This window comes from Sphaerimonospora sp. CA-214678, assembly GCF_050942215.1.
Lineage (GTDB): Bacteria > Actinomycetota > Actinomycetes > Streptosporangiales > Streptosporangiaceae > Sphaerimonospora.
Genome location: NZ_CP192056.1, coordinates 4,370,959 through 4,390,821, shown reverse-complemented (window position 1 = coordinate 4,390,821; position 19,863 = coordinate 4,370,959). Strand labels below are relative to the sequence as shown.

At 71.1% G+C, this 19,863-nt stretch carries 18 protein-coding genes; 11 read left to right on the top strand and 7 right to left on the bottom strand.

The window, feature by feature from the left end; genetic code table 11:
- Position 1 precedes the first annotated feature (1 nt).
- The gene (locus ACQP1K_RS19720; protein WP_433497184.1) at positions 2 to 2,263 is read right to left on the bottom strand and encodes a molybdopterin cofactor-binding domain-containing protein; all 2,262 of its coding nucleotides are present in this window, start codon (positions 2,261 to 2,263) and stop codon (positions 2 to 4) included.
- 124 nt (positions 2,264 to 2,387) lie between these two features.
- Here ACQP1K_RS19720 and ACQP1K_RS19715 point away from each other — a divergent pair, with 124 nt between their 5' ends.
- Entirely contained in the window at positions 2,388 to 3,917 is a 1,530-nt protein-coding gene (locus tag ACQP1K_RS19715; RefSeq protein WP_433497183.1) for a PucR family transcriptional regulator, read from the top strand.
- Here ACQP1K_RS19715 and ACQP1K_RS19710 read toward each other — a convergent pair.
- Together ACQP1K_RS19710 and ACQP1K_RS19705 are read right to left on the bottom strand one after the other, a co-directional pair.
- Positions 3,864 to 6,839, bottom strand: coding sequence for a BTAD domain-containing putative transcriptional regulator (locus ACQP1K_RS19710; RefSeq protein WP_433497182.1), 2,976 nt, complete (start codon positions 6,837 to 6,839; stop codon positions 3,864 to 3,866). The genes ACQP1K_RS19715 and ACQP1K_RS19710 overlap by 54 nt on opposite strands.
- A gap of 424 nt (positions 6,840 to 7,263) precedes the next feature.
- Positions 7,264 to 7,389 (bottom strand): hypothetical protein, encoded by a 126-nt coding sequence (locus ACQP1K_RS19705; RefSeq protein WP_433497181.1) that lies wholly within the window; start codon positions 7,387 to 7,389, stop codon positions 7,264 to 7,266.
- A gap of 51 nt (positions 7,390 to 7,440) precedes the next feature.
- Here ACQP1K_RS19705 and ACQP1K_RS19700 point away from each other — a divergent pair, with 51 nt between their 5' ends.
- From ACQP1K_RS19700 to ACQP1K_RS19685, 4 genes are all read left to right on the top strand, one after another.
- A complete protein-coding gene (locus tag ACQP1K_RS19700; protein ID WP_433497180.1) occupies positions 7,441 to 8,745 on the top strand; it encodes a helix-turn-helix domain-containing protein in 1,305 nt (434 codons plus the stop codon).
- A 37-nt stretch (positions 8,746 to 8,782) separates the two neighbouring features.
- Positions 8,783 to 9,394, top strand: a complete 612-nt coding sequence (locus ACQP1K_RS19695; protein WP_433497179.1) for a copper resistance CopC family protein — start codon at positions 8,783 to 8,785, stop codon at positions 9,392 to 9,394.
- Positions 9,391 to 11,388: a cytochrome c oxidase assembly protein gene (locus tag ACQP1K_RS19690; protein ID WP_433497178.1), complete on the top strand. Its 1,998-nt coding sequence runs from the start codon at positions 9,391 to 9,393 to the stop codon at positions 11,386 to 11,388. The genes ACQP1K_RS19695 and ACQP1K_RS19690 overlap by 4 nt, the downstream gene beginning before the upstream one ends.
- A gap of 107 nt (positions 11,389 to 11,495) precedes the next feature.
- Entirely contained in the window at positions 11,496 to 11,918 is a 423-nt protein-coding gene (locus tag ACQP1K_RS19685) for a sensor histidine kinase (RefSeq protein ID WP_433497177.1), read from the top strand.
- On the opposite strand, the gene map is transcribed toward ACQP1K_RS19685, so the two are convergent.
- The gene (gene map, locus ACQP1K_RS19680) at positions 11,905 to 12,753 is read right to left on the bottom strand and encodes a type I methionyl aminopeptidase (RefSeq protein WP_433497176.1); all 849 of its coding nucleotides are present in this window, start codon (positions 12,751 to 12,753) and stop codon (positions 11,905 to 11,907) included. The two genes, ACQP1K_RS19685 and map, sit on opposite strands and share 14 nt — an antisense overlap.
- A gap of 42 nt (positions 12,754 to 12,795) precedes the next feature.
- Here map and ACQP1K_RS19675 point away from each other — a divergent pair, with 42 nt between their 5' ends.
- Positions 12,796 to 12,975: a hypothetical protein gene (locus tag ACQP1K_RS19675; protein WP_433497175.1), complete on the top strand. Its 180-nt coding sequence runs from the start codon at positions 12,796 to 12,798 to the stop codon at positions 12,973 to 12,975.
- Between the two features lie 4 nt (positions 12,976 to 12,979).
- On the opposite strand, the gene ACQP1K_RS19670 is transcribed toward ACQP1K_RS19675, so the two are convergent.
- Together ACQP1K_RS19670 and ACQP1K_RS19665 are read right to left on the bottom strand one after the other, a co-directional pair.
- Positions 12,980 to 13,243, bottom strand: a complete 264-nt coding sequence (locus tag ACQP1K_RS19670; RefSeq protein ID WP_433497174.1) for a CBU_0592 family membrane protein — start codon at positions 13,241 to 13,243, stop codon at positions 12,980 to 12,982.
- A gap of 24 nt (positions 13,244 to 13,267) precedes the next feature.
- Positions 13,268 to 13,846 carry a hypothetical protein gene (locus tag ACQP1K_RS19665; protein WP_433497173.1) on the bottom strand — a complete coding sequence of 193 codons (579 nt, stop codon included), beginning with the start codon at positions 13,844 to 13,846 and terminating at the stop codon, positions 13,268 to 13,270.
- A gap of 129 nt (positions 13,847 to 13,975) precedes the next feature.
- Here ACQP1K_RS19665 and ACQP1K_RS19660 point away from each other — a divergent pair, with 129 nt between their 5' ends.
- The 5 genes from ACQP1K_RS19660 (at position 13,976) to ACQP1K_RS19640 (ending at position 18,854) form a co-directional block, all read left to right on the top strand.
- A complete protein-coding gene (locus tag ACQP1K_RS19660; RefSeq protein WP_433497172.1) occupies positions 13,976 to 15,139 on the top strand; it encodes a lipase family protein in 1,164 nt (387 codons plus the stop codon).
- Positions 15,140 to 15,160: 21 nt separating this feature from the next.
- Positions 15,161 to 15,847 (top strand): NADPH-dependent F420 reductase, encoded by a 687-nt coding sequence (gene npdG, locus ACQP1K_RS19655; protein ID WP_433497171.1) that lies wholly within the window; start codon positions 15,161 to 15,163, stop codon positions 15,845 to 15,847.
- 476 nt (positions 15,848 to 16,323) lie between these two features.
- A complete protein-coding gene (locus ACQP1K_RS19650) occupies positions 16,324 to 16,548 on the top strand; it encodes a hypothetical protein (RefSeq protein WP_433497170.1) in 225 nt (74 codons plus the stop codon).
- Between the two features lie 147 nt (positions 16,549 to 16,695).
- Complete coding sequence (locus tag ACQP1K_RS19645) at positions 16,696 to 17,880, top strand: trans-sulfuration enzyme family protein (RefSeq protein ID WP_433497169.1); 1,185 nt, start codon at positions 16,696 to 16,698, stop codon at positions 17,878 to 17,880.
- On the top strand, positions 17,877 to 18,854 hold the full coding sequence (locus tag ACQP1K_RS19640; protein WP_433497168.1) for a threonine/serine dehydratase: 978 nt from the start codon (positions 17,877 to 17,879) through the stop codon (positions 18,852 to 18,854). Before ACQP1K_RS19645 ends, ACQP1K_RS19640 begins: the two co-directional genes overlap by 4 nt.
- Positions 18,855 to 18,858: 4 nt before the next feature.
- Here ACQP1K_RS19640 and panB read toward each other — a convergent pair whose 3' ends face one another.
- Positions 18,859 to 19,728 (bottom strand): 3-methyl-2-oxobutanoate hydroxymethyltransferase, encoded by an 870-nt coding sequence (gene panB / locus ACQP1K_RS19635; protein WP_433497167.1) that lies wholly within the window; start codon positions 19,726 to 19,728, stop codon positions 18,859 to 18,861.
- Positions 19,729 to 19,863 lie beyond the last annotated feature (135 nt).

Sequence of the window (19,863 nt, the reverse complement as noted above, 5' to 3'; positions counted from 1 at the left end):
ATCAGGCGTCCGCCGGCGTGAGCGCGATGTCCTCGGGGCGGATCGGGACGCGGGCGAGCGGCAGGCCCGTCGCCGCCCGTACGGCCGCGGCCACCGCCGGCGTCGACGACAGGGTGGGCGGCTCCCCGGCGCCCCGCAGCCCGTACGGCGCGTGCGGATCGGGGTTCTCCAGAATCGACAGCCGCATCGGCGGCATGTCGAGGACGGTGGGGATCAGGTAGTCGGTGAACGAGGGGTTCAGCACCCGGCCGTCGCGCACCTGGATCTCCTCCATCAGCGCCAGGCCGAGCCCCTGGGCGGAGCCGCCGTGTATCTGCCCCTCCAGGGCCAGGGGGTTGAGCATCCTGCCGACGTCCTGGACGGCGGCCAGCTCGACGACCTTGACCAGGCCGAGCTCGACGTCCACGTCGACGACGGCACGGTGGACGCACAGCGCGAGCTGGGTGTGGGTGTCGCCCCGGCCGGTGACCGGATCCATGGGTTCGGTCGGCCGGTGGCGATATTCCCGCGTCTCCTCCACCGGGCCGAACCGTTCGAGAAGCTCCGCCAGCTCCTGCCCGGGATGGCCGGCGAGCAACGCGTCGAGGCGCCGCCGTACGGCCTCGCAGGCGGTCTTGACCGCGCCGCCCGTGACGTACGACTGCCGTGACGCGGAGGAGGAGCCGGCCGAGCCGACCGTGGTGTCGGCCGGAGCGACGGTCACCCGGTCGATGCCCAGCTCGGTGCGGGCGATCTGGGCCTGGATCGTGACCAGGCCCTGGCCGACCTCGGCCGCCGCCGTGTGCACGAGCACGTGCGGTTCGCCGCCCAGCGACTCGACCCGCACCCGGGCCGTCGAGTAGTCGTCGGAGCCCTCGGAGAAGCAGATGTTCTTGAGGCCGACGGCGTATCCGACGCCCCGGCGCACGCCCTCGCCGTGCGTCGTCTGCGAGACGCCGCCGGGCAGCAGCCGCAGGTCGGCGGGGACGGCGACCGGTTCCGGCAGCGGCATGGCCGCGAGCTCGGCGAGCATCTCGGCGAGCGGCGCCGGCGTGTCGATCAGCTGTCCGGTGGCGATCCTGGAGCCCTGCGAGACCGCGTTGCGCGTCCGGATCTCGACGGGCGACAGCCCGCAGGCCCGCGCCAGCCGGTCCATCTGCGACTCGTAGGCGAAACACGCCTGGACCGCCCCGAACCCTCGCATCGCCCCGCACGGCGGATTGTTCGTGTAGACGCCGTAGGCGTCGACGCTGATGTTCGCCACCTCGTACGGCCCGACGCCGAGGGAGGCGGCGTTGCCGACCACGGCCGGGGTGGACGAGCAGTAGGCGCCCCCGTCCAGCACGATCTCGGCCCTGACGTAGACCAGCCGGCCGTCGCGCGTCGCGCCGTGTTCGTAGCGCATCCGCGCCGGGTGCCGGTGGACGTGCCCGAAGAACGACTCCTCCCGGCCGTACACCATCTTGACCGGCCTGCCGGTACGCAGCGCCAGCATCGCGGCGTGGATCTGCATCGACAGGTCCTCGCGGGCGCCGAAAGCGCCGCCGACGCCGGCGAGCGACAGCCGCACCCGGTCGGCCGGCAGGCCGAGGCACGGCGCGATCTGGTCCCGGTCGGCGTGCAGCCACTGCGTCGCGACGTACAGGTCCACCCCGCCGTCCCCGGCCGGCACGGCCAGGCCGGACTCGGGGCCGAGGAAGGCCTGGTCCTGCATGCCCACCTCGTACTCGCCGGTGACGACGACCTCGGCCGCCGCCGCGGCCGCCGCGACGTCGCCCACCCTGACCGGCTGGTGCCGTACCAGATTGCCGTCCGGGTGGACTGCGTTGTCCTGGGGGTGTACCTGGGGGCAGTCCGGGTCGAAAGCGGCGCGCATCGGATCGACGACCGCCTCGCGCGGCGCGTACTCGACCACGATCGCCGCGGCGGCCCGCCGGGCGGTCTCGGGGTGATCCGCGGCCACGATCGCCACCGGTTCGCCCTGGTAGCGGACCTGGTCGACGGCGAGGACCGGCTGGTCCCCGCGCTCCAGGCCGTAGCACTTCTCACCCGGCACGTCCCGGTGGGTCAGTACGGCGGACACGCCGGGCACGGCCAGGGCGGGGGAGAGGTCGACCGAGCGGATCCACGCCGACGGGTGCGGGCTGCGCAGCGTCGCCCCCCACAGCATGTCCTCCAGCCACAGATCCGAGGCGTAGGCGAACTCGCCGGTCACCTTGAGCGTCCCGTCGGGTCGCAGCGCGCTCTCGCCGACACCCGGGCGGCGCCCGGTCCGCATCGTCATGACCGCAGTACATCAACGGAGATCGGCCCGGCCAATGGACGTGGCCATGGAAACGCCGCGGCGGGCGGCGGGGTCGCTTGTAGCTTTCTCCAAATTCGCCGCCACGCCGAATACGCTGTGCCTTGTGCTGCTGAGGGATCTGCTCGCCGTCGCTGAGCTCAGGCTCGGGCTGCTCACCGGGGACGAGGCGCTCGACCGGGAGATCGGGGACGTCCTCGTCACCGATCTGCCCGATCCCAGCCGCTATCTGACGGGCGGCGAGCTCGTGCTGACCGGCCTCATGTGGCGCAGGGAGACCGCCGACTCCGAGCGGTTCGTGGCCGCGCTGGCCGCGGCCGGGGTGGCCGCCCTCGGCGCGGGCGACGCCTGGCTCGGCATGATCCCCGGCGATCTCGTGACGGCCTGCCGCGAGCGGGGCCTGCCGCTGCTGCGGGTGCCGGTCGAGGTGTCGTTCGGCGCGATCACCGAACTCGTCGCCAGGCGGCTGGCCGGGGCAAGGGCCGGAGACCTGCGCGGCGAGCTCGGCCGTCGTCGCCGGATCGTCGCGGCGGTGGCCGAGGGGGCGGACCTCGCTGAGCTGTTCACGCTGGTCGAGAGCGAGCTCGGCGTCGTCGCTGCGGTGATCTCCGCGGCGGGCTCGGTGATCGCGGGAGATCTCCCCGAGGCACGGGCCGTACGGCTGGCACGCGCCTATCTGGGCGCTGTCCGGCTGCCGGCGGTCGTGCGGGACGGCGAGACGTTCACGCTGTTCGCGGTGGACCGGTCGCACCGGGCCGCCGGATGGGCGCTGGTGTGCCGGGGCGAGCTCGACGCCGAGATCGGCTTCGAGCTGGCGTCGTGCGTGGCGATGGCCCGCACCCGGATCGAGGAGGGCCGCCGGGTCGAGCGGCGGCTGGCCGAGGAACTCGTCGAGCTCGCGTGGGCCGGAGGCGAGCCGACGGAGCTGTCGGCCAGGTTGCGTACCTGCGGCATCGACGTGGCCGAGCCGTACGTCGTGGTGACGGCCACGGCCGGGACCGGGCGGCGGGCGGGGGCGGGCGGCGGCCGTGATCCGGCCCTGCTCGGCGGCCGGGTGGTGGAGGAACTGCTGGATCGGCGGGTGGTCGCGGTGACCCGCGCCGAGCCGGGGGAGTCGGTCACGCTGCTTCCGTTACGTGAGACCACGGCGGACGAACTGGCGGCGCGGCTGCGCGAGCGTATGGCGCTGCTGACCGCGGGACTGCCCGACGTCGCGGTGGCCGTCGGCGTGAGCGGCGTGCTGACCGGCGCGCACGCGATCCGCGGCGGGCTGGAGGAGGCCGGGCACGCCAGGCGGATGGCCGAGGCGCGCGGCGGGGGAGTGGCCACCAGCGACGAGATCTACACGCACGCGCTGCTGCTGGCGACCGTGCCCGGCGACATCCGCCGGTCGTTCGCGGAACGGCTGCTGGGCCCGCTGATCGACTACGACCGGCGGCACGGCGCCGAGATGGTGCGGACCCTGGAGGCGTTTCTGGACTGCGCGGGGTCGTGGAACGGCTGCGCCGAGCGGCTGCACGTGCATGCCAACACGGTCCGTTATCGGATTCGCCGGATCGAGGAGCTCACCGGAAAGGACCTGTCATCGATGGCCGACCGCATCGACCTCTTCCTGGCCCTGAGCGCCGGCCGCTAACGCGGCCCTGACGGCGGCCAGCTCCTGGGCAGCCGATTCCTCCCACTGCCTGTCGCCGACCGCGCGCGCGACCGCAGCCGCCTCTTCGGCGTAGGCCAGCGCGCTCTCCAACCGGCCCAGCATCCGGTTCGCGGTGGCGAGCTGGGCCAGACAGTGCGGTATGGCGTCGTGGTTCCTGATTTCCCGGCCGATGGCGAACGCCTCCTCGAGGAGGATCTTCGCGGCCAGCGCATCGTTCTGATCGAGGCGGATCTCGGCCAGGTAGCACAGCGCGTGCGACACGTGGAACAGGTCTCCCGCCGCTCGCGCCAGCGAGATCTTCTCGTTGAGCACGGCGGTGGCGGCGGCCAGGTCCCCCAGGCCCCGGTGGGCTGAGCCGAGCATGGCCAGCGCGTGCCGTTCCCCCACGTCCGCGCCGATCTCCCGGGCGATCGACAGTTGGATGCGCGCGCAGTCGAGGGCCTCCGCGTACCGCTCCAGGCAGAGGAAGGTGACGCTGAGGTTGCCGAGCGCCCGCATCTCGTCGAACCGGTTTTGCCGCCCGCGCTGGAGTTCCAGCTCGGCCTGCTGATGGGGCAGCGCCTCGTCGGCGCGGCCCATGCGGACCAGCGACATGGCGATGTAGCCGTGCGCCAGCGCGATGACCTCCCGGTCGCCGAGGCGCTGTCCCGCGTCGAGGGCCTGCTGGTTGATCCGCAGGTTCTCGATCCGATGGCCCACGCGATAGAGATGCCACATCAGCGAGAAGCCCACGTACGCGCCCAGGCGTGCGAGGCCGTCGTCCGCCGACGTCATGGCCTGGGAAGCGGCGGCCAGGACGTTCGCCCGCTCGCGCTCCAGCCAGGCGTGGCCGTCCTGATCGTCGGACAGCGGGGCCGGTGGCGCCTCGTCCCCGGGCCAGGGCGGCTGGACGCGGTGGGGGTCCACCAGCCGGGTGGCGAGACGCGCGGTCGAGCCGTACCGGCGAAGCGCCCGATCGAGGGACTCCGATCGGGCCTGCCGCGTCAGCCGCTCCCGCGCCAGTTCCATCGCGAAGAGCCGCACCAGATCGTGCAACTGGTAGCGCCCGAACTCCCGCGACTCGATCAGGTGCGCGTCCGCCAGGCGTTCCAGCGCCCGCTCGGCGAGTTCGGCGGGGACGTCGACGAGCGCCGCCACCACGTGCGCCGTCACATCGGGCACATGAAGGACACCCAGATGACACAGGGTCCGGGCGGCCAGACGGTCGAGCGGGCGGGTGCTGCGCGACAGGGCGTCGTGGCTCAGCTCCAGGCTCGATCGTACGGCGATGTCGCCCGACTCCAGCTCGTGCAGGATCCGTCCCCGGTCCTCGAGCCGCTCGACCAGGTGCCGCACACCCCAGTGCGGCCGGTCCATCAGACGTGCAGCGGCCAGCCGCATGGCCAGTGGCAGGCCGTCGCAGAGATCGACCAACCGGGCCGCCGCGGCCGGCTTGGCCGCCACCCGTTCCGCGCCGATCAGCTTGGCGAGCATGGTGACCGCCTCGGCGCGGGCCATCATGCCGAGGCACAACTGGACGCAGTTGTCGACGGTGGCGAACGACTCACGGCTGGTGATGAGGACCGCGTTGCCCGACGGCAGATCCAGCAGCGGGCGCACCTGGTCGGGACCGGAGGCGTCGTCCAGCACGGCGAGGACGCGGCGCCCCGCGAGCCTGTCCCGCAGCATGGCCGCGGCCTCGCCGACGTCGTGCGGCACAGCCTCGGCGAACACGCCGAGCGCGCGCAGGAATCTGCCGAGCACGTCGACCGGCTTCAGCCGCTCGACCCCCGGTGTCGCGCCGAGCAGGTTGGCATAGAGCAGGCCGTCGGGAAAATGATCGCTCACGGCATGGGCGGCCTGTACGGCCAGGGCCGACTTGCCCGCCCCGGCGGGACCGGTGATGACGACCGTGGCCTTCGGCGGGCCGCCGGCCCAGGGGGCGAGCAGCGATCGCAGCCGCACCGACTCGTCGGTCCTGCCCACGAAACAGTCCACGGCCCGCGGCAGCTGGCGGGGCGCCGGCACCGGCACCGGGGCCGGCGGACCGGCCGGCCGAGACGGTGCGGACGAGGAGCGTGTGGACGAGGAGCGTGTGGACGAGGAGTGTGTGGACGGTGGCGAAGCCGACGGGGACGCGGGGGCGAGTCGGGCCGGTCCGAGATGGAGGCCGGCCGGCTCCAGAGCCGATTCCAGAGCCGACTCCATGGCCGGATCACCGTGCAGGATCGCCTGGTAACACCGCTGCAGGCTCTCGCCGGGACCCACCCCGAGCCGCTCGGAGAGGAGGCGGCGGATGTCCAGGTACGTGTCCAGGGCGTCGGTCTGCCGGCCGCGGCGGTGGAGCGCCAGCATCAGCAGTTCCCGGGCCCGCTGCCGGAGGGGATGTTCGCGGACCAGGTCGTGCAGCGCCGCGAGCGCCTCGTGGTCTCGTCTCGATCCGAGGAGGACGCGGGCGCGTTCCTCGACCGTGGTCAGGCGTAGTTCCTCGAGACGGGCACGCTCCGTTTCCGCGAATGGGCCCGGGATTCCGGACAGCGCCCGGCCGGTCCACAAACGCAGTGCCGCGTCCAATTCATTCAACGAGTCCTGACAGGCGTCTTTCGCCGGCAGGCGGCGGACCCCGGCTATCCGATGTTCGAATTCCTCGGCGTCGACCCGTACCCGTCCCTGTGCCAGCGCGTATCCTCCCGACCTGTTGACGAGCAGGGTGAAAGGCCCACGCGGCCCCAGGTCCGGCTCCAGTTCCCGCCGCAGTCCCGCGACGTAGGTGTAGATGCTCTGCCGTGCCGTTTTCGGCGGAGTGTCCCCCCACAGCCCCCTGATCAGCGTCTCCTGCGTCACCAACCGGCCCGGGCGGGCGGCGAGGATGCACAGGGTGGCCCGTTGCAGCGGTGGTCCGAGGTCGAGTCGATGCCGCATACGCCAGGCTGTGACGGGGCCGAGCACCTGTAAACGGCATTCGGAATGCTGGGAATCTCCGTGCTCACCAGCTATATCCATGCGCCTGCGGATCTCCACATGAGGGGTGCGACACCCGATCGGCGGCGGGTGTCCATGGTCGTACTTGCCATAGAGATAACGTCGATTGGTGCAGAGTCAACCTGTTCGGAAACTCTGGAGTCCACCTAGATTCGCGGTGACGTCGACTTGACATCAAGCTGACCGCGTAGAACCGCCGTAGTAAACGTGATCATACGGGAAAAGACCGGTCGGACTGTACGGTCCCCGTGGATGCCTGCGCGCGGTGGGGTGACCCCGCTTCCCTCGATCGTTCCGCGAAGGGGAAGCGGCAGAGCGATGGAAGCGGGGTGTCTTCTCACGGCCCCGACGGGGGCCCGTGCCGTCAGCAGCAGTCGTAGCCGAAGTGGATGACCGATGGCGTGGCGGCGTTGGCGGCCGTAACATTGCCTGCAACGACCAGACCGGCCGACATCAGGGCGGTCAGGACGAGTAACGCAAGGCGGCGCATGTGAGTCTCCTTCGTGACGGATCAATGGCCGGGTCTATATTCTCTCTAGAGGTGCACGTGACCAGTCAAGGTTTGGTCGGTGAGCGGATCAAGATGATCCGCCGGCAGCGGGGTCTGTCGCAGGCGCAGCTCGCTCATCCCGAGTTGTCGGACAGCTACGTCTCCTTGATAGAGAGCGGGAAGCGGACGCCGACTCCCGCCGTCCTCGAGCTGCTCGCCCAGAAGCTGGACTGCTCGCTCACCTTCCTGGTCAACGGGGTCACCGCCGAGCAGATGGAAGACCTCGAGCTGGGGCTCCGCTTCGCCCGCCTCGCCCTGGAGAACGGTGAGGTCGCCGAGGCCAGGCGCCGATACGCCGAGCTGCTCGAAGACAACAACCTGGTGGGTCTGGCCTCGCTGCGGCAGGACGCGCGGTACGGCTACGCGCTCGCCGCCGAGGCCGGTGGAGACCTGCCGGAGGCGATAGCCGCGCTGAACACGCTCCGGGAGGGCGACACCGAGGGCCAGTCGCCCGAACGCCGCATCCAGATCGCCCTGGCGCTGTGCCGCTGCCATCGCAACTCCGGCGACTTCGCGACCGCGGTGCGGATCGGCGAGGAGACGCTCGGGCCGGCGTCCGCCGAGCCGTCCTGGAACGACGATCTGATCGAGCTCGGCTCGACGCTTCTGTCGGTCTACTACGAGCGGGGCGACCTGCTCCGCGCCAGGCAGTTCGCCGCCGAGCTGCTGGCGGCCGCCGAGCGGCTCGGCACGCCCCGCGCCATCGTGGCCGCGTGCTGGAACGCCGCGCGTACCGCCGAGCTGGTCGGCGCAGACGAGGAGGCCATGCCTCTCATGGAACGCGCGATGGCCATCCAGTCGGAGAACGGCGAGCCGCGCAACCTCGCCAGGCTCCGCGGCGCCTATGCCACCCTCCTGCTCCGCGCGCGCCCGGCCGAGGCACTCACCGCCCGCGATCTGCTGGTGCGGGTGCTGCACGGCGTGAAGGAGTCCGCGGCCTCGCGCGGAGAGGTCCCGCTGACGCTGCTCTACCTCGCGCGCGCCGAGATGGAGCTCGGCCATCTGGACGAGGCGGCCGAGCACGCCCAGGCCGCGCTCGACCTGGCGGCCGAGGGGACGAGCCGGGCCGTGCTCACCGACGCGCACCTGGTGCTCGGCCAGGCGCATTGGATGCGGCATCGGGACGAGGACGCGACAGCGGAACTGAACGCTGCCGTACAGAAGCTGGAGGACGGGCCGCAGACGCGCAAGACGGCCGAGAACTGGCTGGCGGCGGCGGAGATACACGATCGCGTCGGCGATCGCGCCCGCAGCATCGAGGCCTACCACCGGGCGCTTGCCTGCGCGGGGCTCTGATCCGACCGGCTACCCCGCTCGGTAGCCTAGAGGTGCCATGAGAAAACACTCGCTTGCCTCCGTCGCCGCACTGATCGTGACGCTTGTGCTGGGGGTGGTGTTCGCCCTCCCTGTACGGGCCCACGCCTCGCTCAAAAGCAGCGATCCGGCGAAGAACGCCCAGGTTCAGACCCTGAGCAAGGTCACTCTGGAGTTCACCGAATCTGTACGGTTCCCCGTCGTGGTCGTACAGGGGCCGGGCGGCAAGCGATACGAGAGCGGCGACCCCGTGGTCGACGGCCCGAAGGTCGTCCAGGCGGTGGTGCCGTCGGTGCCCGCCGGCGAGTACACGATCGCCTGGCGAATCGTCTCCTCCGACGGACACCCGGTGGAGGGGGAGATCCCCTTCACCGTGACCGGTTCGCCGGACGCCCCCGGCACCGAGGCCGCTCCGGGTGCTCAGGCGTCTTCGGGGGCCGGCGACTCCCAGGGGACCGAGGGCGGGCAGACCACCGGAGATTCCCGGGACGCCTCCGGCGACGTCGCCGCGACGGACACGGCGGCGGCCCAGGGCGACCAGGCGAGCATCCCCGGCTGGGCCTGGGCCGCGGTCTTCGGGATCGCCGGAGTCGGCATCGGGTTGTACCTCAGCTTACGGAAGAAGTCGTGAATCGGGCGGCGCGCCTGACCGTCGCCGCACTGTGCGCGGCGGTCGGCGCCCTGGTGATCGCGATGATCGTCAGTGGCGCGGCCACTCCGCGGATCATTCCAGGACTGCCCGACGAGGGCACGCTCACCCGGTGGATGCTGCCCTTCTCGAAGCTCACCGTGGACGTCTCCGGGGTGCTGACGGTGGGGCTGCTGGCCGCCGCAGCGACCTTCCTGCCCAATGACAAGGGCCTGCTCGGCCGAGCCGCGCAGACCTATGTCAGGGCCGCGTCGTGGACGGCGCTCGCCTGGGCCGCCGGCGCGGCCGGCGCGCTGGTCTTCGGCGCGTCGGACACGTTCGGCCAGCCGGTCGGCGAGATCCTCGACGGCTCCATGCTGACCAGCTACGCGAGCCAGACGTCGCAGGGCGTCGCGCTCACGCTGGTGGTGCTGTTCGCCGTCGCCATCGCCCTGTTCTCCCGGGGCGCGATCACCGCCGGCGCCGCCGCGGGGCTGCTGGTGTTCTCGCTGGTCACGCTGCTGCCGCCGCCGCTCACCGGTCACTCGGCCTCCTCACCGAACCACGGGCTCGCCATCACCTCTGTCGCGTTCCACGTGCTGTTCTTCGCGCTGTGGGTGGGCGGGCTCGGCGTCCTGTGCGTGCACGGGCTACGCGGGCAGAGCCACCTCGGCGTCGCGGCCGACCGCTTCTCCCGCATGGCGTTGTGGTGCTTCATCGGCGTGGGCGTGTCCGGCGTCGCCGGCACGGCCGCCCGGCTCGAATCGGTGGGCGCGCTGTTCACCTCGGCGTACGGCCTGCTCCTCGTGGCCAAGACGGTCGCGTTCTTCGTGCTCGGGTTCATGGGGTGGCGCCACCGCGTCAGGACGCTGCCGCGGCTGACGTCCGGGAAGCCGCACGCGTTCCTGCAGCTCGCCCTCGGCGAGATCCTGCTGATGGCGGTCACGATCAGCCTCGGCGTGACGCTGTCGCGTACCCCGCCGCCGCCGGTCGACGTCCCCCTGGACCGCGCGTTCCAGCTGCTCGGCTACCTGGTGCCGCCCCCGGTGACCCTGGGCAACCTGCTGACGCTGTGGTGGTTCGACCTGTTCTTCGCCACGCTCGCCGCCGTGCTCGCCGGACTGTACGCCGCGGGCGTCGTACGCCTGCTGCGCCGCGGCGACCGCTGGCCGTGGGGACGCACGGTGAGCTGGCTCATCGCCATCGTGATCCTGGTGCTGACCACGCAGAGCGGGGTGGCCCGTTACGGGCCCGTGCTGTTCAGCGTGCACATGACCGAACACATGATCCTCGCGATGCTGGTACCGATCTTCCTGGTTCTCGGCGCGCCGGTCACGCTCGCGCTGCGCGCGCTCAAGCCGGCCGTACGGCGGGGCGACCGGGGGCCGCGCGAGTGGCTCACGGTGATCCTGCACAGCCGCGTCGTGAAGTTCTACACCCATCCCGCCATCGCGACGGCGATCTTCGTGGCGTCCATGTTCGTGCTCTACTTCACGCCGCTGTTCGGCTCGGCGATGAAGGAGCACATCGGGCATCTCGTGATGATGGTGCACTTCCTGCTCAGCGGCTGTCTGTTCTTCTGGGTGATCATCGGCGTCGATCCGGCGCCGAACAAGCTGCCCCACTTCGGGCGGCTGCTGCTGCTCATGGTCACGATGCCGTTCCACGCGTTCTTCGGGATCGCCGTGATGAGCATGGGCACCGTCCTGGCCGCCGACTACTACGATCAGCTCGGCCGCACCTGGGGGGCGTCCTCGCTGGCCGACCAGTCGACCGGCGGGGCGATCGCCTGGGCCTTCGGCGAGATCCCGACCCTGATCGTGCTGCTGGCCCTCGGCGCCCAGTGGTGGCGGGCCGACGACCGCACGGCTCGCCGTGACGACCGGCGGGCCGACGCCATCGCCGCGAAGACCGGCGGCACCGGCAACGCCGAACTCGACGCCTACAACGACTACCTGGCCGAGCTGAACAAGCGAGACGCCGCGGCGGGGCAGTAGGTCACCTCCTCTCCGAGTGGTATTACTCCAGAATGGGAATCACGTAAGCCCAGGGAGTGTCCGCTGAACACGACCTGGAGGCCCGCATCCGGTCGGGAGGGGCGACGGTGTCCAAGGAAGTTCGCCTGCGCGAAGGCGAGGGGTTCAGCCAGAACCTGGAGGACTATCTCTCCGACTGGACGGACAGGTCCGGCATAACGGTCGAAGTATGGGCCCTGCCCGGACGGACGGTGGCCGTCGATCTCGCCCGCGTCGTGTACGACACCCTCGTCGAGGCTCTGGCCAACGTGGAGCGGCACAGCGGGGCCACGCACGTGTCGATCGCCGTCACCGTGGGCGCGGGCGGTCTGCGGATGACCGTCAGCGACGACGGCGCCGGGTTCGCGGTCGATCAGGCCGTGCGGTACGGCGGCCGCGGACTGGCCGTCATGCGCGCGAGGTTCAGCGAGGTCGGCGGCAGGCTGACGATCAACAGCGTCCCCGGCGGCGGCACCACGGTCACCGGGGTGATCCCCGTCAGGGGAGAGTGAGGATCTCGTGGCCTGATTCGGTGACCAGGATCGTGTGCTCGAACTGGGCGGTGCGCTTGCGATCCTTGGTCACGGCCGTCCACTGATCGGGCCAGATCTCGTATTCGATGGTGCCCAGCGTGAGCATCGGCTCGATCGTGAACGTCATCCCCGGCACCATGGTCACCGACAGCGAGGGGTCGTCGTAGTGCGGGACGATCAGCCCGGAGTGGAACGTGGCGCCGATGCCGTGGCCGGTGAAGTCGCGGACCACGCCGTAGCCGAAGCGCTTGGCGTAGGCCTCGATCACCCGGCCGACGACGTTGAGCTGCCGTCCCGGCGCCACGGCCTTGATCGCCCGCATCATCGCCGTGCGGGTGCGCTCGACCAGCAGCCGTGACTCCTCGTCGACCTCGCCCACGAGGAAGGTCGCGTCGGTGTCGCCGTGCACCCCGCCGATGTAGGCGGTGATGTCCACGTTGACGATGTCGCCGTCGCGCAGCACGGTGTCGTCCGGGATGCCATGGCAGATCACCTCGTTGATCGAGGTGCACAGCGACTTCGGATAGCCGCGGTAGCCCAGCGTCGATGGGTAGGCGCCGTGGTCGCAGAGGAACTCGTGGCCGATCCGGTCGAGCTCGTCAGTGGTCACGCCGGGCGCGACGTGCCTGCCGACCTCCTCCAGGGCCTGGCCGGCGATCCGCCCGGCGATCCGCATCTTCTCGATGGTCTCGGCGGTCTGGACGTCGCTGTCGCCCCGTTTCGGTTCGGCCTTCCCCACGTACTCAGGACGGGGAATGTGGGCGGGGACCTTGCGGGTGGGCGAGATTCGCCCAGGGCGGAGCAGCGTCGTCATGCCGACAAGTCTAGTTGCGGCGGCAGGGGGCACGATTAAGGCGTGAGCGATCAATGGTGGTTCTGCCTGAAGCACATGCGGGTCGAGCCAGAGAAGGCCTGTCCCAACAAGGACCGGCTCGGCCCCTACGAGTCGGAGGAGATCGCCGCCCAGGCCATGCAGCGGGCGGCGGAGCGCAACAAGGCCTGGGCCGAGCAGGACAGGGAGTGGGAAGAGGACTGACCGATCACAGGCCGGGCCGCCTCGCCGCGCGCCCGGCCACGACCCGGCCGATGGTGATGACCCCGACCCCGCTCCACACCATGTTGAGGATCGCGGACGGCCAGGCCGAATGGTACGCACTGTTGATCATCAGTGCGATCCCGCCGCCGAAGTTGAGCAGCTGGTACGGCAGCCCGTCCCCGGACAGTTTCCGCGCCGACACCATCATGTAGCCGCACAGCAGGACCAGGGCGCCGATCATGCCGATGATCGTGATGAGGGTGGACATCGTCGTGCTCCCTCACTCGCTCGCTCAATCGTTCACCCGAGGCCCGCTGATCCGGTCGGCGAGCCGCGCGAGCCGTTCTCGCAGGCCGAGCCGCCGGGTCTCCCCGGCGGCTGTGCTCACCAGGTGCTGGGCGCCGTCGAAGCTGAGCGGGGCGCCTTCCCCCGGTACGGCTATCGCGTCGTGGGCCAGCGACTCGAGCTCCGGATCGCCGCCGTCGAGGGCGAGGATCGTCGCGCCGGTGCGGCGCGCGTCGTCGACCCGCTCGAGCAGCGGCACCGGGGTCTGCCGTTCTGTGACCACGAAGAGAGTCTCCCCACGCTGGGCGTCCCGCAAGCGGTCCAGTCCGATGCGCAGGTGAGGCGGTGCGTTCAGGGGCGGTGCCCAGCGCACGAGGGTGGGTGCGAGCTGGGAGAGCCCGGACAGCCGGGCCTCGTCGTCGAGGTGGGCGGTGACATGCCAGGGTTCCTCGCCGGGCGAGCCGACGACGAGCAGCCCGCCGGGCGACCGGGTGGCCCGGAGCGCCAGCCCCAGTTCGCGGGTGCGTTCCACCCAGCCCGAGCCGGCGAGCACCTCACGGAGCAGGCTCACGGATGCGGCGTCCATGCGGCCATGTTGCCTGACACTACGGCGTGAAGTCTCGTGATTCGGTTCTTGACAAGACGTTGACTCGAAGTAACGATCGGCCCAAGGGCGCGTCGTCGAACAGTAATAGAGTCGCCGGAAGGCGGGCATATGAGCATTCGCGTTCGCGCCATCATGTCGACGATCGGAGCACTTCTGCTCCTGCCGGTCCTTTTCGGCCCGAGGGCGGGCGGCATCGCCCGGGCGGACGCGGCCGGCGACGTGGTGGAGGCCGTTCCCACCCCCGTCTACCTCGCGCCGGGGAAGCTGCTGGAGGCGCCGGTCAGGGCCTGGCACCTGCGCTACCGGTCCACCTCGGCGACCGGCGCCGCCGACATCGTCTCCGGCACGCTGCTGGTGCCCAGGTCCGCCTACGCGGCCGGAAAGCGGCCGATCGTCGGATACGCCGTGGGCACCCACGGACTGGGCGACGAGTGCGCGCCCTCGGCGGCCATGGCGCGGGGCACCGAGGCCGAGCTCGCGATCATCAGCCTGATGCTGCTCAAGGGCTGGGCGGTGGCGGTGACCGACTACGAGGGGCTCGGCACGCCGGGTGACCACACGTACATGGTGGGCGCGTCCCAGGGCCACGCCGTGCTCGACTCGATCAGGGCGGCGATGAGGGTGCCGGAGGCCGGCCTCTCCGACGGCGCACCCGTCGTGGTGATGGGCTACTCCCAGGGCGGCTCCTCGGCCGCCTGGGCGGCCCAGCTCCAGCCGTCCTACGCCCCCGAGCTGCGGCTCAAGGGTGTGGCGGCGGGCGGCGTCCCGGCGGATCTGCAGGCCGTCGGCGAGCACCTCGACGGCACCTCCGACTTCGGGCTCGCCGCGGCGGCGGGCGCCGGGCTCGACGCGGCCTACCCGGAGCTGTCGCTGGACCGCCACCTCACCCCCGAGGGGGCGGCGCTGTTCGCCGACGCCCGCGACGACTGCGTCGCCGACCTGCGCGACAAGCTCGCCGGACGCCGCCTCGCCGAGCTGACCACGACCGACGTCATGCACCGGCCGGAGTGGCAGGCGCGCCTCCTGGAGAACCGGCTGGGCACGACCACGCCCCGGGTGCCGCTGTTCCTCTACCACGCCAAGGGCGACGAGATCATTCCGTACGGCGTGGGCAGGACGCTGCGCGAAGAGTACTGCTCCGGCGGCGCGAAGGTGCTGTGGACCGGACTGCCCGCCGGGAGCCACGTCCTGGGCGCGGTCGAGGGCGCGCCGCTGGCGGTCGCCTGGCTGGCCTCGCGCGTTCTCGGCCTCCCGGTGGTGAGCAACTGTTAGCCGACTGGCATCATCTGGCTCATGGGTGAGCACAGAACCGACCTGCCCGACGTCGACGGGCTGATCATCGGCATCCTCGGCGGGACCGGCGACCAGGGGAAGGGACTGGCGCGCCGGTTCTCGCTGGCCGGTCACACCGTGCTGATCGGCTCGCGTAGCGCCGAGCGGGCCGAGGAGGCGGCACGCGCCGTCGCCGCCCCGGGGACGCGCACACGGGGCGCCGAGAACGCCGCGGTCGCGGCCGAGGCCGACATCGTGATCGTCGCCGTGCCGTGGGACGGCCATCGGGCGCTGCTGGAGTCCCTGCGCGACGAGCTCTCCGGCAAGATCGTGATCGACTGCGTGAACCCGCTCGGCTTCGACAAGCGGGGGGCCTACGCCCTGCCCGTCGAGGAGGGCAGCGCGGCACAGCAGGCGGCGGCGGTGCTGACCGGCAGCCGCGTGGTCGCGGCCTTCCACCACGTGTCCGCCGTCCTGCTGCTCGACCCGGAGGTCGACCAGATCGACCTGGACGTGCTCGTGCTCGGCGACGACCGCGAGGCGACCGACATCGTGCGGGCGCTCGCCGGGCGCATCCCCGGATTCCGCGGCGTGTACGGGGGCCGCCTGCGCAACGCCCACCAGGTGGAGGCGCTGACCGCGAACCTGATCTCGATCAACCGGCGCTACAAGGCGCACGCCGGCATCCGCATCACCGACATCAATTAGAGGCTGCGCCGGGATCCACACGACAACCGGAAAAGGGGTGGGAACTGGCCAGAGTCCCTCGCATACCTGGCCGACGACGGCTGATCCTGGAACTCGACCCCCTGGTGACTGTCGCTGAAGGGGCCACATTCACCTCCCCTGTCCGCAAGGACGCACGACCTCTATGGGGCATGCTTATGGCCGTTCATGCCTTCGCTCGAATCACTTCCTTCCACCGTCGTGCGTATGCACAAACTGGCGTGGAGATCCATGGAGAGCTGACTCAGAAGAATGCTCTTCTGCTCAAGCAGGGCCTAGATGAGATCGAGGCCGAGCCCTCGGTAACGTTCACCGAAGCAGGAGAATCGCTTTGGGCCCAGATGCGGTCGGCTGTATCGGTTTTGCCATGGCCTTCATCTGCTGGGGGATCTCACAGGGCCGTCTTTCGGTACTGTTGACCGGCGTACTCACGTGGACCGTCGGCGAAGGCGATACTCATGCCGATAGCCGACCTCATCACTCACCGCATCGTGCCGGATGGTGAGAAGGGAGCCTTCTTCGGGGCCCTGGAACTTCGCTATCTGGGATTCTTCGCCGGCCCCATCATTGGCGGCGTGCTGCTCAGCGGCGGCAGTTGGCTCTATTTTGGGGTGATGGCCGCGGCCTCCTTCGCGCCTTGGCCGGTGCTGCGCTCTCACTCCCTCGCCCTGGAAACCCGGTGACGATCAACAGATCAGCCGTCGAATGCAGCGTCTTCTGGTCTGTGGCGGGAGGCTTTCCACTGGTGTCACCGTCATCGGCGGCATACTGTCCTGTGTGTCCTCCGTGGGCCCTCAGGGGGCGGTAAGTACCGCACTAGCCTTGTCGGCATGAGCTCTCTTCATCCCGAAACGCGGGCCGTCCATCTCCCCCGGCCCGATCTGAACGGCAGCACGCCGATCTCCCCGCCGATCTACCAGACGTCGGGGTTCGCCTTCGACGATCCGGAGGTGTTCGCCGACGGGATGAGCAGGCCGGACGGGGCGCACGTCTACGGCAGGCTCTCCAACCCGACCGTACGGGCGCTGGAGGAGGCCGTGGCCCGTCTGGAGGGTGGTGCGGCGGCCGTCGCCACCGGCTCGGGGATGGGCGCGATCAGCTCGGTGCTGCTCGGGCTGCTGAAGCCGGGCGACCACGTGATCGCGCAGCGGGCGTTGTACGGCGGCACCGCCCAGCTGCTCGCCGACCTGGCGGCGCGGTTCGCCGTCGAGGTCACCTACGTGCCGCAGGACGACCCGGCGGCGGTGCTCGCGGCCGTACGGCCCGCCAGCCGGCTGCTCTACCTGGAGACGATCGCGAACCCGATGACGCAGGTCGCCGACCTGCCGGGGATGTGCGACGCGGCCCGCGAGGCCGGGCTCGTCACGGTCGTGGACAACACCTTCGCCTCGCCCGTGCTGTGCCGTCCGATCGAGCACGGGGTCGACGTGGTCGTCCACTCGGCCACCAAATATCTGTCCGGCCACTCCGACGTCCTGGCCGGGATCGCGGTCTTCGCCTCGGCCGAGCTGTACCGCCAGGCCTGGTCCTACGCCGTGGAGCTCGGCGTGACGGCCGACCCGTTCGCGGCCTGGCTGGTGCTGCGCGGCATCCAGACGCTGCCGCTGCGGATGGCGCGGCACTGCGCCAACACGCGGGTGCTGGCCACCCGGCTCGCCGAGCATCCCGCCGTCGCCGCCGTGCACTGGCCCGGTCTGCCGTCCCATCCTTCGTACGGCCTGGCCGCCAAGCTGCTGCCCGACTTCGGCGGGGTCTTCTCGTTCGATCTGACCGGCGGGCGCGAGGCGGGCCAGGCGTTCATGCGTGCCGTACGGCTGGCCCGGCTGGCGCCGTCGCTCGGCGGCGTCGAGACGCTGGTCATGCATCCGGCGACGACGTCGCACCGGTCGCTGGGCCCCGCCGAGCTGGCAGCGGCCGGGATCGGGCAGGGGACGGTCCGGGTCGCGGTGGGCATCGAGCATCCGGACGACCTGTGGGCCGACTTCGCGCAGGCACTCGGCGGCGGTGCCGCGTGAGCGCGGCGACCGTGGGGCGCGCGGAGACGGAGAAGGCGGCGGCGCGCATCGGCGGGCACGTCCGCCGCACGCCGGTCGCCCAGGCCGGGCCCGGGCTCCTGCTCAAGCTCGAGGGCATGCAGCATTCCGGCTCGTTCAAGGTGCGCGGGGCGTTCAACCGGATCCTGTCCGCGATGGAGGCGGGCCCGCTTCCGGAGGCCGGCGTCATCGCCGCCAGCGGCGGCAATCACGGGATGGCCGTCGCCTACGCCGCGCGGACGATCGGCGTCCCCGCGGAGATCTTCGTGCCGGAGGTGTGCGCGCCGGTGAAGGTCGAGGGCCTGCGGCGGCTCGGCGCCCGGGTCGTCCAGATCGGGGCGATCTACGCCGAGGCCTACGAGGCGTCGCGGAAACGCGCGGCCGAGACCGGCGCGCTCGACATCCACGCCTACGATCAGCCCGAGGTGGTGGCCGGGCAGGGCACGGTCGCCGTCGAACTGCTCGAACAGGCGGCGAAGCTCGACACACCGCCGATCGACACAGCGCCGATCGACACAGCGCCGATCGACACCGTGCTGGTGGCCGTCGGCGGAGGCGGACTGGTGTCGGGCGTCGTGGCGGCGCTGGACGGGCGGGCCGAGGTGGTGGCGGTCGAGCCGGAGCGAATCCCCACGCTGCACCGTGCGCTGGCGGCGGGGGAGCCGGTCGAGGTGGAGGTGAGCGGCGTGGGCGCGGACGCGCTGGGCGCGAGCCGCATCGGCGGGCTGGCGATGGAGATCGTCCCGGGACGTCTGTCCAGTGTCCTGGTGACCGACGAGGCCATCGTGGCGGCGCGGCACGCCCTGTGGCGGGACCACCGGGTGGTGGCCGAGCACGCCGGGGCCACCGCGCTGGCCGCACTGAGCTCCGGCGCTTACGTGCCCGGGGAAGGCGAGCGGGTGGCCGTGATCGTGTGCGGTTCCAACACGGACCCGGCCACCCTGCTCGTTCGGTGATGGCTCAGCGGTAGCTGTGATCAGGGGTGGGGAAGACGCCGGAGACGACCTCGTCGGCGTACGCCCGCACCGCCCGGTCCATCTCACCGGCCAGGTCGAAGTACTTCTTGACGAACTTCGCCGGCCGCGGGGTGAGGCCCATGAGGTCCTGCCAGACGAGGACCTGGGCGTCGGTGTAGGGCCCCGCCCCGATGCCCACCGTGGGGATGCTCAGCGAGGTGGTGACCCGGTGGGCCAGGTCGGTCGGCACGCACTCGAGCACGAGGGCGAAGGCGCCCGCGTGCTCCAGCGCCTTGGCGTCGGCCATGAGCTCGTCACCGGCCTGGCCGCGGCCCTGCACGCGGTAGCCGCCGAGCGTGTTGACCGACTGCGGGGTCAGGCCGAGGTGGGCCATGACCGGGATGCCGGCCGAGACGAGCAGCTCCACCTGGGGGAGCACCCGGTGGCCGCCCTCCAGCTTGACCGCGTGCGCGCCGGCCTCCTTCATGAACCGGGCGGCCGTCTCCAGCGCCTGCTGGGGCGAGGCCTGGTAGGAGCCGAACGGCAGGTCGGCGACGACCATCGCGCGTGAGGAACCGCGTACGACGGCGGCGGTGAGCGGGATCAGGTCGTCGACGGTGACGGGCAGCGTCGAGTCGTAGCCGTACACGACCATCGCGGCCGAGTCGCCCACGAGCATCACCGGGATGCCCGCCTCGTCGAACACCCTGGCGGTCATCGCGTCGTACGCGGTGACCATGGGCCACTTCTCGTGCCGTTCCTTGGCCGCCGCGATGTCGCGGACCGTGACCCTGCGCTTCGACGCGCCCCCGTAGAGGGCGGTGGGCGGGCTGGAAACGGTGGAAGCAGTGGAAACTGCGGTTTCAGAGGACATGGTTACCTCCAGGCCTCGTGGCGCCCCTGTGGCGTCCCCGGACAGTCAGATCATTGCATGTCGGCTATGGATACAACACCCCCCGGCGTGACCGGATTGTCGGATCCGCAGGGCACAATTCCCGCGGAGGTAAGT

Coding starts and splice junctions, on each gene's coding strand:
- ACQP1K_RS19720 (WP_433497184.1), bottom strand. CDS start 2,263: ATGACGATGCGGACCGGGCGCCGCCCGGGTGTCGGCGAGAGCGCGCTG.
- ACQP1K_RS19710 (WP_433497182.1), bottom strand. CDS start 6,839: ATGCGGCATCGACTCGACCTCGGACCACCGCTGCAACGGGCCACCCTG.
- ACQP1K_RS19705 (WP_433497181.1), bottom strand. CDS start 7,389: ATGCGCCGCCTTGCGTTACTCGTCCTGACCGCCCTGATGTCGGCCGGT.
- ACQP1K_RS19695 (WP_433497179.1), top strand. CDS start 8,783: ATGAGAAAACACTCGCTTGCCTCCGTCGCCGCACTGATCGTGACGCTT.
- map (WP_433497176.1), bottom strand. CDS start 12,753: ATGACGACGCTGCTCCGCCCTGGGCGAATCTCGCCCACCCGCAAGGTC.
- ACQP1K_RS19670 (WP_433497174.1), bottom strand. CDS start 13,243: ATGTCCACCCTCATCACGATCATCGGCATGATCGGCGCCCTGGTCCTG.
- ACQP1K_RS19665 (WP_433497173.1), bottom strand. CDS start 13,846: ATGGACGCCGCATCCGTGAGCCTGCTCCGTGAGGTGCTCGCCGGCTCG.
- ACQP1K_RS19660 (WP_433497172.1), top strand. CDS start 13,976: ATGAGCATTCGCGTTCGCGCCATCATGTCGACGATCGGAGCACTTCTG.
- npdG (WP_433497171.1), top strand. CDS start 15,161: ATGGGTGAGCACAGAACCGACCTGCCCGACGTCGACGGGCTGATCATC.
- ACQP1K_RS19650 (WP_433497170.1), top strand. CDS start 16,324: ATGCCGATAGCCGACCTCATCACTCACCGCATCGTGCCGGATGGTGAG.
- ACQP1K_RS19645 (WP_433497169.1), top strand. CDS start 16,696: ATGAGCTCTCTTCATCCCGAAACGCGGGCCGTCCATCTCCCCCGGCCC.
- panB (WP_433497167.1), bottom strand. CDS start 19,728: ATGTCCTCTGAAACCGCAGTTTCCACTGCTTCCACCGTTTCCAGCCCG.